Raw genomic sequence first — 16,939 nt, forward strand, 5'->3', positions numbered from 1 at the left:
ATTGATAATTAAAGCTTTTCAGCGGTCGTTCTAAGGTTTCAGGCTACGACCAGAAAGATTGGTAACATTGACGCACAATCATTCTTTTAGTGAATGCTGTGCAAAGAAGCGTAAACCATGCTGTTTATCAGATTATTGTGCTATAGCTGAATAATAGGCTTCGGCTAGAGTGCAGATAGTTAATTATTGAATAGGTCCCTATGGCAATATTTGCCGGGGTAATAGCATTTACAAGGTATTTGGAATCATGAAAAAGCTGCTCGTTGCCTGCTGTTTGCTCTCCAGTGTTATTTCCGCCTCCGCTTTGGCCGATGCAAGCCAGGATCTTCAAGGCCGCCTGAGCAAAGTGAACAGTTTCCACGCTAAGTTCTCGCAGTACGTGACCAGCGCTGACGGCGCGGCGGTACAAGAAGGTGAAGGCGACCTGTGGGTAAAACGCCCAAATCTGTTCAACTGGCATATGACTTCGCCAGACGAAAGCGTGCTTATCTCTGACGGCGAAACGCTGTGGTTCTATAATCCTTTTGTTGAACAGGCGACGGCAACCTGGTTGAAAAACTCAACCGGCAACACACCGTTTATGCTGATTACCCGCAATAATCCGGATGACTGGAAACAGTACAATGTGAAACAGAAAGGCGATGATTTTGAGCTGACGCCAAAAGCGCCGAGCGGTAATCTGAAACAGTTCGCCATCAGCGTGACGCCAGGCGGCACGATCAAAGGCTTTACCGCCGTCGAACAAGACGGCCAGCGCAGCGCCTATGTGCTGAAAGGCCAGCAAAACAGCACGTTCGATGCCAGCAAATTCAAGTTTACCCCGCCGAAGGGGGTTACGCTGGACGACCAGCGCCAGTGAGGTGTGAGTGAGTAATCTATCCCTCGATTTTTCTCAAAACGAGTTTCAGCCATTGGCCGCGCGTATGCGGCCTTTAACGTTGGCTGAATATATCGGACAGCAGCATTTATTAGCTCCGGGTAAACCATTGCCACGTGCGATTGAAGCAGGGCAACTGCATTCGATGATCCTATGGGGGCCGCCGGGAACCGGTAAAACCACGTTAGCTGAAATTATTGGCCGCTATGGGCAGGCAGATGTGGAGCGTATCTCTGCCGTGACCTCCGGGATCAAAGAGATCCGCGAAGCGATCGAGCGGGCGCGTCAAAACCGTGATGCTGGGCGGCGGACTATTCTGTTTGTTGATGAAGTACATCGCTTCAACAAAAGCCAGCAGGATGCGTTTTTGCCTCATATTGAAGACGGTACTATTACTTTTATCGGTGCCACCACCGAAAATCCCTCTTTCGAACTCAATTCGGCTTTGCTTTCTCGAGCCCGGGTCTATTTGCTGAAAGCGCTGACAGCGGCAGATATCGAGAAAGTGATCGATCAGGCGATGTCTGATAGTACCCGCGGTTTGGGCGGTCAGAATATCAAGTTACTGGATGAAACCCGCCGCATGATGTCGGAGTTGGTGGGAGGAGACGCTCGCCGGGCGCTAAATAGCCTGGAAATGATGGCGGATATGGCTGAAATTGATGCCAAAGGTGTGCGAGTACTGACTCCTGAATTATTGAAAGAAGTTTCGGGGGAGCGTAGCGCTCGCTTTGATAACAAAGGCGACCGCTATTACGATCTGATTTCGGCGCTGCATAAGTCGGTACGAGGCTCGGCGCCGGATGCCGCGCTGTATTGGTACGCCCGTATTATTACCGCCGGTGGCGATCCGCTATATGTAGCCCGGCGTTTGTTAGCCATTGCTTCGGAAGACGTCGGCAATGCCGATCCTCGCGCGATGCAAGTCGCTATTTCTGCCTGGGATTGCTTCACCCGCGTCGGCCCGGCAGAAGGTGAAAGAGCCATCGCCCAAGCCATTGTTTATCTTGCCTGTGCGCCCAAGAGTAATGCGGTTTATACCGCTTTCAAAGCGGCGATGCGTGATGCACGTGAAATGCCTGATTTTGATGTGCCAGAACATCTGCGGAACGCACCAACCAAATTAATGAAGGAAATGGGGCTGGGCGCGGAGTATCGTTATGCTCATGACGAACAAAATGCCTACGCGGCCGGTGAGAACTATTTCCCGCCGGAAATGGCGGCAACCCGCTACTATTCGCCGACTTCACGCGGTCTTGAAGGTAAAATAGGTGAAAAGCTGGCATGGTTGGCTGAGCAGGATCAAAATAGCCCGATAAAACGCTACCGCTAGCCTTGTCGTTGCGGTAAGGTTATCTTTATAACTACTTGGTAAGCGGAGAATACTTCGCTTACGTCAGTAAGATTTCTTCTAACAACCCTTTATTTTTTTAACTACAAGCACAGGACTAGCATGCTCGATCCCAATATGCTGCGCAATGAGCTAGACGCAGTCGCAGAAAAACTTGCTCGCAGAGGTTTTAAACTTGATGTTGATACGTTGCGCGCACAAGAAGCACGCCGCAAAGTTTTACAGACCGAAACAGAAAATCTGCAGGCAGAACGTAACTCTCGATCGAAAATGATCGGTGCGGCAAAAGCTCGTGGTGAAGATATCGAGCCATTACGTCTTGAAGTTAATGCGTTGGGTGACCAGCTGGATGCCGCTAAAGCGGAATTGGAAACGCTGCAAAACGAAATTCGCGATTTGGCGCTTTCTATTCCTAACCTGCCGGATGATTCTGTGCCAGTCGGTAAAGATGAGAACGACAATCTGGAAGTGAGCCGTTGGGGCGAACCGCGCCAGTATGATTTTGACGTTCGCGATCACGTTGCTCTAGGTGAAATGGCTGGCGGTCTGGATTTTGCTGCTGCGGTTAAGCTGACCGGCGCGCGTTTTGTGGTGATGAAAGGGCAAATTGCCCGTATGCATCGCGCATTAGCGCAGTTCATGCTGGATCTGCACACTGAAAAGCACGGCTATCTGGAAACTTACGTTCCGTATCTGGTTAACCACGCCACGCTTTACGGCACTGGCCAATTACCTAAATTTGGTGGCGATCTGTTCCACACCAAACCGCTGGAAGAAGAGTCTGACAGCAGCAACTACGCGCTGATTCCAACGGCAGAAGTGCCAGTAACCAACCTGGTACGCGACGAGATTCTGGAAGAAGAATCCCTGCCACTGAAAATGACTGCCCATACGCCGTGTTTCCGTTCAGAAGCCGGTTCTTATGGTCGGGATACCCGTGGTCTGATTCGTATGCATCAGTTCGATAAAGTCGAAATGGTACAGATCACTCGTCCAGAAGATTCCATGGATGCGCTGGAAGAACTGACCGGCCACGCGGAGAAAGTACTGCAATTGCTGGGTCTGCCTTATCGTAAAATGTTGCTGTGCACCGGCGACATGGGCTTCGGTTCAAGCAAAACCTACGATCTGGAAGTGTGGCTGCCCGCGCAGAACACTTACCGCGAAATCTCCTCATGTTCCAATATGTGGGATTTCCAGGCGCGTCGTATGCAAGCGCGCTGCCGTAACAAAGTTGACCGTAAACCACGTCTGGTTCATACCCTGAATGGTTCTGGTCTGGCTGTTGGCCGTACTTTAGTCGCGGTACTGGAAAACTATCAGCAAGCGGATGGTCGTATTCAGGTTCCCGAAGTATTACGTCCGTACATGGGCGGCTTGGAATACATTGGCGGCTAAGCCATAGATTTCAGCTGTTGATGTTCAAAGCCTCGCATTGCGGGGCTTTTTAATGGCCTAAATTTGGGCGTTTATTTCGGAATATCTCCTGAGATGGGGGAAGTTCCTGAAAGTAAAAGTGGAGAAACTCAACATTTTGTTTGCAGGCTTATTGTTTGATGAGATAGCATAAAAACCACGCTGGTAGCATATCGTGCTATTACCACTGTCAGAGCAATTGACTTTTTTATCACCAGTGGCATGATGCGCTCACTTTCCATCGCGCCAACGGTCCTCGTTTCACTATGTCCGCATACTCTCGCCCAGTGCTATTGTTGCTCTGTGGGCTTTTGCTATTTACAGTTTCAATCGCGGTATTAAATACATTAGTTCCCCTGTGGCTTAGCCACCAGCATTTGCCAGTGTGGCAAGTGGGTATGGTAAGTTCTTCATATTTCAGCGGTAATCTTGCGGGAACCTTGATCGCTGGCCGACTTATTCAGCGTTTGGGCTTTAATCGCAGCTATCACTACTCTTGCCTGTTATTTGCGGCGGCGACCTGCGGGCTGATGCTGTCAGTCGATTTCTGGAGCTGGTTGGGCTGGCGTTTTATGGCCGGTGTAGCCTGCGCGTTGATTTGGGTAATTGTAGAAAGCGCATTGTTACGCAGCGGCACGCCAACTAATCGTGGACAGCTATTGGCGGCGTATATGACGATATATTATCTGGGCACCGTGGGTGGCCAACTGCTCTTGGGCATGGTCTCTACCCAGTTGGCCAGCGTGATTCCTTGGGTGAGCGCGTTGGTGATTACTGCGATGTTGCCACTTCTATTTGCTCACTTCGCTAATCAGTCGGCTGAAACCACCCATGTGAAGGTTTGGCCGATGTTTAAGCGTCGTAGCGCTCGCTTGGGTATCAATGGCTGTATTATCTCAGGTATCGTGCTGGGATCGCTCTACGGGCTAATGCCGCTGTATTTATCCCATCAGGGGATGAGCGATGCCAACGTCGGATGGTGGATGGCGCTGCTGGTCAGTTCGGGGATCTTCGGACAATGGCCGGTAGGGCGCATGGCCGATCGCTATGGTCGCCTGCTGGTGCTGCGTATTCAGGTATTTGTCGTGATATTGGGCTGTATCGCGATGCTCAGTAACTATGCGATGGCGCCAGCGCTATTTATTCTGGGGGCGGCAGGTTTTACGCTCTATCCAGTCGCTATGGCCTGGGCCTGTGAAAAAGCCAGTTCCGATGAGTTAGTGGCGATGAATCAGGCTTTATTGATGAGTTACACCATCGGCAGTCTGGCTGGGCCGACCATGACATCAATGCTGATGCAGAATTTTTCTGATAATTTATTATTCGTGATGATTGCGGGAGTGGCATTGGTGTATCTGATGATGCTGCTGAAGAAACCGGATCAGCAACACACGCCTTTTGCGGCGGTGTAACGCTCTCTGCCAGCCGGTTGCGAAATCCCGGCTGGCAGAATAAACGGTAAGTCAGTAAATCACTTTGTGACCGTAACTTTCCAGGATACCTTTCACTCGATCCATAATTTCTTTGGATGGTGGCTTAACGCCGTCCAGCTTATATTCTTCGCCCATGGCTACCCATTTATGCTTGCCTAACTCATGGTAAGGTAGCAATTCGATTTTCTCGATGTTAGTCATATTTTGGGTAAACTCACCTAACATATGGGCGGATTTATCGTCATCTGACCAACCCGGAACCACAACGTAGCGAATCCAGGTTTTCTGGTTGCGTTTCGCCAGATAACGAGCGAATTCCAGAGTACGATGGTTAGACACGCCGACCAGATTTTGATGAATGGAATCATCCATTTGTTTCAGATCCAACATCACCAAATCGGTTTCATCCAGCAATTCATCAATCACCGGATCGTAACGGCGAACAAATCCGTTGGTATCCAGACAGGTATGAATGCCTTCTTTATGACAAGCGCGGAACCAGTCACGCACAAATTCAGCCTGTAAAATGGCTTCGCCGCCGGATGCGGTCACGCCGCCGCCGGATGCGTTCATAAAGTGTCGGTAGGTCACGGCTTCTTTGACCAGCTCTTCAACCGTCACTTCCTTACCGCCGTGGGTATCCCAAGTGTCGCGGTTGTGACAGTACAGGCAACGCATCAAACAGCCTTGAAAGAAAACGATAAAGCGGATGCCGGGACCATCAACGGTGCCACAGGATTCAAATGAGTGAATGCGACCAAGTACAGACATTGCAGGGGGTTCTCCAAATTGACCGTTCAATAGCAGTCGAAATCAACATAACGGCGGCAGGGCAGGAGGAAGGGGATGCCCTTGTTAGCTCGGTGATTCGGGCGATCACAACGTCTGAGCTGGCACTCCTGCTGCCGACGCTAGGTCGGATAAAACTGTTTTGCCGGGCACCCACTCAGGGTAGATGGCTGGCAAAACAGACTTTTCTGGCAAGTACATCGTGCGGTGGTTGGTGAAAATAGCTGTGCTTGATAAGTAAAGGCCCCACAGTCGTGGAGCCTTTAAGTTTATACCCTTCGGACTTGAAGCAACAGGGTTGTTAGCGGATACACGAGCCTAAATCAGCGACTTAAGTCAGTTCATCGGGCTTTGTTTTCTTGCTACCTGTCCGTCACTCCAAATTCTTTGCGTATCGGGTTATTAAATCGACTGAGTGAAAGTACGAGTAATAACATCCTGTTGCTGTTCTTTGGTCAGCGCGTTGAAGCGTACTGCGTAACCCGATACACGGATGGTCAGCTGCGGATATTTTTCCGGATTTTCCATCGCGTCTAACAGCATTTCACGGTTCATCACGTTCACGTTCAGGTGTTGACCACCTTCGATGGACGCTTCGTGATGGAAGTAACCGTCCATCAGACCCGCTAAGTTAGCTTTACGCACTTCGTCATCTTTACCCAAAGCGTTTGGTACGATGGAGAAGGTATAAGAAATACCATCTTTCGCATAGGCAAACGGCAGTTTGGCAACGGAAGTCAGAGAGGCAACAGCACCTTTCTGGTCACGACCGTGCATTGGGTTAGCACCTGGACCGAATGGGGCACCCGCGCGACGACCGTCTGGGGTGTTACCGGTTTTCTTACCATAAACCACGTTAGAGGTAATGGTCAGAACTGACTGAGTTGGTACCGCGTTACGGTAGGTACGCAGCTTCTGAATTTTCTTCATGAAGCGCTCAACCAGGTCACAGGCGATGTCATCAACGCGAGAATCGTTGTTACCGAACTGTGGATATTCGCCTTCGATGTTGAAGTCGACTGCCAGACCATCTTCATCACGAATAGTCGTTACTTTCGCGTATTTGATAGCAGACAGGGAGTCAGCAGCAACGGACAGACCTGCGATACCGCAAGCCATGGTGCGATATACATCACGGTCATGCAGAGCCATCAGCGCAGCTTCGTAGCTGTACTTGTCATGCATGTAGTGAATGATGTTCAGCGAAGTCACGTATTGTTTAGCCAGCCAATCCATGAAGTGGTCCATGCGTTCCATGACTTTGTCATAGTCCAGCACTTCGTCCATCATTGGCGCTTCTTTCGGGCCTACCTGAATTTTCAGTTTTTCGTCAACGCCGCCGTTGATTGCGTACAACATGGTTTTCGCCAGGTTGGCACGAGCGCCGAAGAACTGCATTTGTTTACCGACGATCATTGGGCTGACGCAACATGCAATGGCATAGTCATCGTTGTTGAAGTCAGGACGCATCAAATCATCGTTTTCATACTGTACAGATGAGGTGTCGATAGAAACTTTCGCTGCGAACTTCTTGAAGTTCAACGGCAGTTTCTCAGACCACAGAATGGTCATGTTCGGCTCTGGAGATGGCCCCATGGTGTACAGGGTATTCAGGAAGCGGAAGCTGGTTTTAGTTACCAGAGTACGACCGTCAACGCCCATACCAGCCAGAGACTCAGTTGCCCAGATTGGGTCACCGGAGAACAGCTCATCGTATTCAGGGGTACGCAGGAAGCGAACCATACGCAGTTTCATCACCAGATGGTCAATCAACTCTTGCGCTTCGATTTCGGTCAGTTTGCCGGCTTTCATGTCGCGTTCAATGTACACGTCCAGGAAAGTAGACACGCGGCCGAAGGACATCGCTGCACCGTTCTGGGATTTCACCGCGGCCAGGTAGCCGAAGTAAGTCCACTGTACCGCTTCACGGGCGTTAGTCGCAGGACGAGAAATATCGCAGCCGTATTTAGCTGCCATTTCTTTGATTTGACCCAGTGCACGATGCTGTTCAGCAATTTCTTCGCGCAGTTGGATGGTCATTTCCAGATCTTCGCCGTTTTCCAGACGTGACTGTAATGAATTGAACTGAGCCAGTTTGTCTTTCATCAGGAAGTCGATACCGTAAACGGCTACGCGACGATAGTCACCGATGATACGACCACGACCATAAGCATCCGGCAGACCGGTCAGGATACCGGATTTACGGCAGTTCAGGATGTCTTTGGTGTAAACATCGAATACGCCCTGGTTATGGGTTTTGCGGTATTCGGTGAACACTTTTTTCAGCTGTGGATCCAGCTCACGACCGTAAACTTTGCAGGAGTTTTCAACCATTTTGATGCCGCCGAATGGAATCAGGGCGCGTTTCAATGGTGCTTCAGTCTGCAAACCAACGATGGTTTCCAAATCTTTGCTAATGTAACCAGCGTCGTGGGAGATGATGGTTGATGCTACGTCGGTATCGAAGTCAACTGGCGCATGAGTGCGGTTTTCCAGTTTGATGCCTTCCATGACCTTGGCCCACAGCTCATCGGTTGCTTTGGTAGAGCCGGCCAGGAAGGATTCGTCACCTTCATATGGGGTGTAGTTCTTCTGGATGAAGTCACGAACGTTTACTTCGTTCTGCCAGTCACCCTCGGTAAAACCTTGCCATGCGTTGGCCAATTTTTCATTAAGTTCGGTCATAATGCATCTACCTTTTAATGTGAATTTCTTCGAAAACCAGACGTAGCGGCCACACTTTAATGTTGCTGGTCACCGCGCAGATAAATTACCCAATAAGTTAACCCTACCAATAACCCGCCACCAATGATGTTACCGATGGTAACAGGAATGAGGTTGTCGATAACAAAGTTACTTACGGTCAGATTAGCAAATTGCTCAGGTGTTGCTCCTATGGCTTGCCAGAACTCAGGCGAAGCGAAGTTTTTAATCACTATGCCCATAGGAATCATAAACATGTTGGCGATGCTATGTTCAAAGCCGCTGGCGACAAACATACCGACTGGCAGAATCATCGCGAACATTTTGTCCATAATGGTACGGCCGGAGTAACTCATCCATACCGCTAAGCACACCATCAGGTTAGCTAAAATGCCCAAACATACTGCTTGAATAAAAGTATGGTGCAATTTGTGATCTGCGGTTTGCAGCACATTCAAGCCCCATTGGCCGTTGGCAACCATGTATTGACCGGCAAACCAGATCAGGGCGACAAAAAACAGCGCTCCGGCCAGGTTTCCAACGTAAACATTCACCCAGTTAGTCCCCAACTGACGCCAGGTAATCCGGCCGCTGGCTTTCGCTACGGTGGTTAATACGGTGGAAGTAAAGAGGTCGCCGCCGCATACCACGACTAACATCAAACCCAGTGAGAAGCAGATACCGCCAACTAATTTCGCAAAGCCGAAAGGAACGCCCGCGGTGCCAGTAGTAGCTGTAATGTAAAATACAAAAGCGATTGAGATAAACACGCCCGCAGTAATTGCCAGATAGAAAGTTTTCATCGGATGCTTGGTGGCTTTGTAGACACCGGCATCTTCGGCTACTTTCGCCATGGCCGCAGGTAGTAATGCATCGAAGGGGTTGTCAGCTTTCACACTAACTCTCTCTTTAGGGTTAATAAAGCACAACGAGATACTAGCAAAGCAGTATAGCGTGAAAATTGACGTGGATCATATTGGGCCACTTTAATCAGCCATAAACACCTGCAATCTCAATGGTTAATCATGTTATTTCATTGATATTTAAAGAGAAAAAATATTTTAAGATTTACAAAAAATTTTGATTAAACGTTCAATTCGATGAAGAAAAGGTTAATAAATAGCGTAATTTGTAGATTATCGCCTTCAACCACGCTATTAAAAATTAACTATTTATTTACCTGCCCATAAGAATGCGAGCTTTAGGCGGAATTATTTGTCTAAAAGTGCCATTTTCTCCCAAAAATAATAACTGTTTTTTGATGAAAAAATAATTCTGGCGATGGGAATTTCTGCATAAATAATAATTCAGGCGCTGAGATGTCTATTTATTAAGCGCACAGTTTATATAACTCGGTGCTTTATATAACTCGGCGCTTATAGAACATACAGCGATAAAAATGAGGATAGATAAATGTAGGGTAAAAAAACGGCGAACCCATAGGATTCGCCGTCGCTTGATGAGATAGCAGTTTTCAGAACTGGAACAAAGCTATTAGTTTTTTGCCCAGTAACGACGCTTGGCCGCTTGCAACTTCTCATAGGCTCCCAACAGCGCCTGATGTGCCGGTAATGCTTTCAAATCAGGATCGATGCTAAACAGCCCGTGGAAGCGAACTTCGCCACAAAGGGCGGCAGAAGCGGCATCCACAGCATCTTGACCGTACATTTTCATGAATGCGCCATGATATTGGGCAGGATCGCGATCCGGCTCTTGAGTCAGCAGCAGCAAGGTTTGCAGGCAACGGTAATAGTTAGCCTGTTCAGGAGTAAATACGGAGGCGTTGAAATCCTGCGTCCACTCAACCCAAATCAACGCTTGCTCCAAATCACCACCGGCTAGCGCCAGCATGGATTTCAGCTCGCCAACGCGCAGGGTATACCAGCCGTTGTCTTTCCCAGAGGCGATGCCCAGCAGTTCACGAACGCGGGCAAAATCATCCAGACCTTCGTCGTCCAGCTGTTCGATCAATTGCAGATACTGCTCTGGCTTCCACTCGGTGCCTGGCAACGCCAGCAGAGTGTCACGCAGATGTACGCCCATAGTGTTATTGGCCATCAGCAAATCTTCTGCCGGATAGATGTCGGACATACCCGGTACCAGAATACGGCAGGCGTAAACGCCCAAATGCTCATAATCTGCAATGTAAACTTCAGCATCTTCCTGTTTGAAGATCGCCATCAGCGTAGCGAATTCTTCTTCGGTTGTGCCGCTGAAATTCCAGTCAACGAACGGATAGTCTGCGTCCTGCTTGAACATATCCCAGCTAATTAAACCGCTGGAATCGATAAAGTGAGTTTCCAGATTGGTGTGTTCGGCCACTTCTTCGTCATCGAAGGTTGGAGCGGTGAAAACATCCAAATCTTTCAGGCTGCGGCCTTGCAACAATTCGGTCACGGTGCGCTCCAGCGCTACGCCGAAGTCAGGATGCGCGCCGAATGAAGCAAAACAAGTTCCGTTAGAAGGGTTGAATAAGACGACGCAAATAACCGGGTAAGCGCCGCCCAAAGAGGCGTCATAAGAAAGGATTGGGAAACCTTCCTCTTCCAGTTTTGCAATGGCTTCAACTACGCCAGGGTAGCGGTTCAGCACCTCTTGCGGGATTTCGGGCAGGCTGATGGATTCCGCAATAATGCGGTTTTTCACATAGCGTTCGAAAACTTCTGACAAACCTTGGACACGTGCTTCATTGGCGGTATTACCAGCAGACATACCATTAGACACATAAAGATTTCCTATGATATTCATAGGAATATATACTGTCTCCAGGTCAGATTGACGGGTAAAGGGCAGGGAACAGATTCCGCGCTCAACGTTACCTGACTGTAAGTCCACCAGATCATTGGCATTTAGCTCTTTGTCTGGGTCATAAAAAGCGTGCAGCCGGGCATCGAGAATGCCTTGTGGCAGGGAGCCATCAGCCGGAATAGGGAACCACTTCTCATTGGGATAATGAACGAACTCACCGTTGGCGATTTCTTTACCCAAATAAAAATCAGCGAAGAAATAGTTAGTTGATAAACGCTCAAAATATTCACCCAGAGCGGAGGCCAGTGCGGCCTTTTTGCTCGCGCCTTTGCCGTTGGTAAAACACAGCGGACAGTCGCGATCGCGGATATGCACTGACCAAACATGAGGAACCGGATTGAGCCAGGAAGCTTCTTCAATATTAAAACCGAGATCGCTCAGTTTTTGCTGAAAACGGGAAATGGAGTCTTCCAGCGCAGCGTCTTTGCCGGGGATAAAAGTTTGCGTCATGTTTTTCACTTTTTGACCGTACTAAAAACGCGCAATCATACGGGGTTTTGGCCGATAGCTCCATGTATTCCTAAAGCACAATATATGTCACAGTATTTGTGTGGATTTACCGGATAATTCATTCATTTATAAAAAAGGGAGTTGGCAAGATGAAGTCTTTAAAATTAACCGTTTTGGCAGGGATTTTGGCAGGGATTAGTGGTTCGGCCTTGGCTATGCCGAATATTACGCTGTTAGCGACCGGCGGCACCATTGCTGGCGGCGGCGATTCAGCCACCAAATCCAACTACACCGCGGGGAAAATTGGTGTGGATGCCTTGGTTAATGCAGTTCCGGAAATCAAAAACATTGCCAACGTACACGGCGAGCAATTGGTCAATATCGGTTCCCAAGACATGAATGACGATGTCTGGTTGAAACTGGCTAAGAGAATCAATGCAGACTGTGCAAAAACCGATGGTTTTGTGATTACTCACGGTACCGATACTCTGGAAGAAACGGCTTACTTCCTCGATTTGACGGTAAAATGCGATAAACCTGTGGTTGTGGTTGGCGCAATGCGCCCAGCTACAGCAATGGGCGCTGATGGCCCACTGAATCTTTATAATGCAGTGGTTGTTGCCAGTGATCCGCAGTCAGCCAAGCGCGGCGTCTTGGTGGCAATGAACGATGTGGTATTGGATGGCCGCGATGTGACCAAGACCAGCACCACTTCAGTACAGACCTTCCAGTCACCAAACACCGGTACCGTCGGCTTGATCCATGACGGTAAAGTGAATTATCTGCACGCAAGCGAACACAAACAAACTCCGTTTGACGTCACCAAACTGACGACCTTGCCGAAAGTTGGCATCGTTTATAGCTATGCAAACGCGTCCGATCTTCCAGCCAAAGCCTTTATCGCCGATGGTTATCAGGGCATCGTCAGCGCCGGTGTGGGTAATGGCAACATGTACCACAGCGTCTTCGACACTCTGGCAACTGCGGCACACAATGGCGTCGCCGTGGTGCGTTCTTCTCGCGTACCAACCGGTTCTACCACGCAGGATGCTGAAGTTGACGATACCAAGTACGGTTTTGTGGCTTCTGGCCTGTTGAATCCGCAAAAAGCTCGCGTATTGCTGCAATTAGCCTTAACGCAGACCAAAAATCCGCAGGAAATTCAAAAAATGTTCCTGACTTACTAAGTCGTTCATTTTATTAATTCGGGGGCGGCTCGCTGCCCCTTTTTACCCCGAATCCTTTTTCGCACCAAAACCCGCCGCTAACGCGCACCTGACGTCATTCAAGCTCAAATTGAGTTATCTATCGCGTAGTGAGTCGCATAGTCATTAACTTTCAGCGAATAATTCTGCATGAAATGCCAATAGGCGGGCGAACCGCTATAAAACGCCGGGACGCTTTCGACCTTCTGGATGAATAAGCGTTGCAGCCGTTGAATGCGAATGATAAAACCGATGTATGGGTTAAAACGATGATTATCTCAGTGAAAGCGGTGAGGGGAAATGACACAGGTTTACAATTTTAGCGCTGGCCCAGCAATGCTGCCGGTGGAAGTTCTGCGTCGTGCACAACAAGAATTATGCAACTGGCATGGCATTGGCACCTCAGTGATGGAAATCAGCCATCGCAGTAAAGAATTCATTCAAGTGGCCGAGCAATCCGAACAGGATCTGCGGGATCTGTTGAAAATTCCTGATAATTATAAAGTGCTGTTTTGCCACGGCGGAGCCAGAGCGCAATTTGCCGCAGTGCCGCAGAATCTGCTGGGTGATAAAACCTCGGCAGATTACATCGATGGCGGCTATTGGGCACACAGCGCCATTAATGAAGCTCAGAAATATTGCGAGCCAAATGTTATTGATATTAAAGCACAAATTGATGGTCTGACCGGCGTTCTGCCTATGAGCCAATGGCAGTTAAGCGCGGATGCAGCCTATGTGCATTATTGCCCGAACGAAACCATCGACGGCGTGGCGATCCATGAAGATCCCGATTTTGGCGATAAAATCGTGGTGGCCGATTATTCCTCATCGATTCTTTCCCGTCCTATTGATATCAGCCGCTATGGCCTGATTTACGCTGGCGCACAGAAGAATATCGGGCCTGCGGGTTTGACGTTGGTGATTGTTCGTGAAGACCTGCTGGGCAAAGCGCACAAACATGTGCCGTCTATTTTGGATTATCAGGTATTGGCGAAGAATGACTCGATGTTCAACACGCCGCCAACCTTCGCCTGGTATCTTTCCGGCATGGTCTTTAAGTGGTTGAAAGAGCAGGGCGGTCTGGTGGAAATGGAAAAACGTAACCGCGCCAAAGCCGAATTACTTTATAGTGCTATTGATAGCAGCGATTTTTATCGCAATCAGGTGGCCACGGCCAACCGTTCCTGGATGAATATTCCGTTCCAACTGGCTAAACCGGAACTGGATAACGTTTTCCTCAGTGAAGCCGAAGCGTTGGGCCTGCAAGCGTTGAAAGGCCATCGGGTTGCAGGCGGTATGCGGGCGTCCATTTATAACGCTATGCCGATTGAAGGCGTTAAAGTATTAACTGATTTTATGGTTGACTTTGAACGTCGCCATGCCTGATAGCGTTTCAGGGATTTCCTGCTTTATCGGCAGTTATTTTCCCAATGTATTTAGCGGTATGTGCCGCCATTTTTTGCCTCAAAACAGCCCCGTTCATGCGGGGTTGTTGATTAATAGAAGACTGGAGAGTGTTTTTCCCATGCTGGAATCCCTGACGTTACAACCCATCGCGCTGATTGACGGCACCGTTAATCTTCCCGGCTCCAAAAGTGTGTCTAATCGCGCCCTGCTGCTGGCGGCACTGGCTGAGGGGACAACCCGGCTAAACAATCTGTTAGATAGCGATGATATTCGCCATATGCTGAATGCCCTGAAAACGTTGGGCGTTAATTATCGTCTTTCCGCCGATCGCACCCAATGTGAGATTGACGGGCTGGGGAGCCCGCTGTTGGCCGCTGAGCCGGTAGAGTTATTCCTCGGTAACGCAGGCACCGCAATGCGCCCATTGGCTGCTGCTTTGTGCCTGAGCCACGGCGACGTGATATTAACCGGCGAGCCACGTATGAAAGAACGCCCAATAGGCCATTTGGTGGACGCATTGCGTCAGGGCGGCGCGCAGATTGATTATCTGGAACAGGAAAATTATCCGCCGCTGCGTATTCGCGGTGGTTTCCGCGGCGGCGAGCTGACCGTTGACGGCAGCGTATCCAGCCAGTTCCTGACGGCGCTGTTGATGGCAGCACCTTTGGCTGCGCAGGATACGCAAATTCGTATTCAAGGCGATTTGGTTTCCAAACCTTATATCGATATTACTTTGCATTTGATGCAAAGCTTTGGCGTTGAAGTGACGCACGAAAACTATCAGATCTTCTATATTGCGGGCGGCCAAACTTATCGTTCGCCGGGTGAATATCTGGTAGAAGGCGATGCGTCCTCCGCCTCTTACTTCCTCGCTGCGGCAGCGATCAAAGGTGGCACTGTACGTGTGACCGGAATCGGTAAGAAAAGCGTGCAGGGCGATACCAAATTTGCTGACGTATTGGAAAAAATGGGTGCAATCATCCGTTGGGGTGATGATTATATCGAATGTAGCCGAGGGGAGTTACGAGGCATCGATATGGACATGAACCATATTCCCGATGCGGCGATGACCATTGCTACCACCGCGCTGTTTGCCGAAGGGCCAACAATCATTCGCAATATTTATAACTGGCGGGTAAAAGAAACCGATCGTCTGGCAGCCATGGCCACCGAACTGCGTAAAGTTGGAGCAGAAGTGGAAGAAGGCCACGACTATATTCGCGTGCTTCCACCTGCGCAGCTGATCGCGGCAGAGATCGGCACTTATAACGATCATCGTATGGCGATGTGTTTCTCGCTGGTGGCGTTATCGGATACGCCGGTCACTATTCTCGATCCGAAATGTACCGCAAAAACCTTCCCTGACTATTTCGAACAGTTGGCTCGCTTAAGCCAAACCGCATGATTCTGCTGGTTTAAGCATGGTTTGTATTAAAGTATGCTTCTTATTAATAAATGGGCGGGATAACCTTCCCATTTATACAAATTGAAAATATGTTCAGCAAAACACATCAATTTTCCCTAAACTTATTCAACGTGGTGTGGTTTTATTTTCAGCAACTACACCTCGCAGGGTAACAGTTCTCGCAGATGCGGCGTATAATGTCGCACCTGTGTTTACCCGATGGGGTAGACAAGAGGTTTTGCCTACCGAAAGGAGAGAGAAATGACGGCGATAGCCCCGGTGATAACCGTTGATGGACCGAGTGGTGCAGGCAAAGGCACGCTGTGTAAAGCACTGGCTGAAACGCTGAAATGGCGTTTACTGGATTCAGGTGCAATCTACCGCGTTTTAGCCTTGGCTGCGTTGCATCATCAGGTCGATATCAGCACCGAAGAGGCACTGGTTCCACTTGCCGCCCATCTCGACGTCCGTTTTGTCGCAGAAAACGGAGAATTACGCGTTATTCTTGAAGGTGAGGATGTCAGCAATGCTATCCGCACTGAAACAGTGGGTAATACCGCCTCTCAGGCAGCCGCTTTCCCGCGTGTTCGTGAGGCGCTGTTGCGCCGTCAGCGGGCATTTCGCGAAGCGCCGGGTCTGATTGCCGACGGCAGAGATATGGGAACCGTAGTGTTTCCCGATGCGCCAGTGAAGATATTTCTTGATGCCAGTTCGGAAGAACGAGCACACAGACGCATGCTACAGTTGCAGGAAAAGGGCTTTAATGTTAACTTTGAACGTCTTTTAGCCGAGATACAGGAGCGAGATGATCGCGATCGTAATCGGTCTATAGCGCCTTTAGTACCCGCAGCCGATGCGTTAATACTGGATTCAACCAGTATGTCCATCGAGCAGGTGATTGAACAAGCGCTGGCGTATGCCCAAAAAGTTTTAGCGTTGCCGTCGTGTTAATAACGTCAGCGTAGCAAGAACCGAGCTCTTAATAACTTGTTATTAAAGGGCAAATTAACCTTACTGCCAAGGATGGACGGCGAGGCATGTGAAACAACCCCATTAGGCAGGATGCCCGATGGACGTTAAACTTAAGAATCCTGA

Annotated in this window: 12 protein-coding genes; 8 read left to right on the top strand and 4 right to left on the bottom strand. The window is 49.3% G+C overall.

What is annotated here, in order from left to right; genetic code table 11:
- Positions 1-247 precede the first annotated feature (247 nt).
- The 4 genes from lolA (at position 248) to PL78_RS02605 (ending at position 5,056) form a co-directional block, all read left to right on the top strand.
- Complete coding sequence (gene lolA, locus PL78_RS02590; RefSeq protein WP_064512875.1) at positions 248-859, top strand: outer membrane lipoprotein periplasmic chaperone LolA; 612 nt, start codon at positions 248-250, stop codon at positions 857-859.
- Between the two features lie 7 nt (positions 860-866).
- On the top strand, positions 867-2,210 hold the full coding sequence (locus PL78_RS02595) for a replication-associated recombination protein A (RefSeq protein WP_064512877.1): 1,344 nt from the start codon (positions 867-869) through the stop codon (positions 2,208-2,210).
- Positions 2,211-2,330: 120 nt separating this feature from the next.
- Positions 2,331-3,626 (top strand): serine--tRNA ligase, encoded by a 1,296-nt coding sequence (gene serS, locus PL78_RS02600; RefSeq protein WP_064512879.1) that lies wholly within the window; start codon positions 2,331-2,333, stop codon positions 3,624-3,626.
- A gap of 284 nt (positions 3,627-3,910) precedes the next feature.
- Complete coding sequence (locus PL78_RS02605) at positions 3,911-5,056, top strand: MFS transporter (protein ID WP_064512881.1); 1,146 nt, start codon at positions 3,911-3,913, stop codon at positions 5,054-5,056.
- A 51-nt stretch (positions 5,057-5,107) separates the two neighbouring features.
- Here the strand turns inward: PL78_RS02605 and pflA are convergent, their stop codons facing one another.
- From pflA to ycaO, 4 genes are all read right to left on the bottom strand, one after another.
- A complete protein-coding gene (pflA, locus tag PL78_RS02610; RefSeq protein ID WP_064512883.1) occupies positions 5,108-5,848 on the bottom strand; it encodes a pyruvate formate lyase 1-activating protein in 741 nt (246 codons plus the stop codon).
- A 420-nt stretch (positions 5,849-6,268) separates the two neighbouring features.
- The gene (gene pflB / locus PL78_RS02620; RefSeq protein WP_064512887.1) at positions 6,269-8,551 is read right to left on the bottom strand and encodes a formate C-acetyltransferase; all 2,283 of its coding nucleotides are present in this window, start codon (positions 8,549-8,551) and stop codon (positions 6,269-6,271) included.
- 56 nt (positions 8,552-8,607) lie between these two features.
- Positions 8,608-9,465, bottom strand: coding sequence for a formate transporter FocA (focA, locus tag PL78_RS02625; protein WP_064512889.1), 858 nt, complete (start codon positions 9,463-9,465; stop codon positions 8,608-8,610).
- A gap of 598 nt (positions 9,466-10,063) precedes the next feature.
- Complete coding sequence (gene ycaO, locus PL78_RS02630) at positions 10,064-11,827, bottom strand: 30S ribosomal protein S12 methylthiotransferase accessory factor YcaO (protein WP_064512891.1); 1,764 nt, start codon at positions 11,825-11,827, stop codon at positions 10,064-10,066.
- 149 nt (positions 11,828-11,976) lie between these two features.
- On the opposite strand from ycaO, the gene ansB reads away from it, so the two are divergent.
- The 4 genes from ansB (at position 11,977) to cmk (ending at position 16,795) form a co-directional block, all read left to right on the top strand.
- Entirely contained in the window at positions 11,977-13,014 is a 1,038-nt protein-coding gene (ansB, locus tag PL78_RS02635) for an L-asparaginase 2 (RefSeq protein WP_064512892.1), read from the top strand.
- Between the two features lie 318 nt (positions 13,015-13,332).
- The gene (serC, locus tag PL78_RS02640; protein ID WP_064512894.1) at positions 13,333-14,418 is read left to right on the top strand and encodes a 3-phosphoserine/phosphohydroxythreonine transaminase; all 1,086 of its coding nucleotides are present in this window, start codon (positions 13,333-13,335) and stop codon (positions 14,416-14,418) included.
- Positions 14,419-14,557: 139 nt separating this feature from the next.
- Complete coding sequence (gene aroA, locus PL78_RS02645) at positions 14,558-15,844, top strand: 3-phosphoshikimate 1-carboxyvinyltransferase (RefSeq protein ID WP_064512896.1); 1,287 nt, start codon at positions 14,558-14,560, stop codon at positions 15,842-15,844.
- Between the two features lie 261 nt (positions 15,845-16,105).
- Positions 16,106-16,795 (top strand): (d)CMP kinase, encoded by a 690-nt coding sequence (gene cmk / locus PL78_RS02650; RefSeq protein WP_049596509.1) that lies wholly within the window; start codon positions 16,106-16,108, stop codon positions 16,793-16,795.
- Positions 16,796-16,939 lie beyond the last annotated feature (144 nt).

The sequence above is a fragment of the Yersinia entomophaga genome, from assembly GCF_001656035.1.
Taxonomy (GTDB): Bacteria; Pseudomonadota; Gammaproteobacteria; order Enterobacterales; family Enterobacteriaceae; genus Yersinia; species Yersinia entomophaga.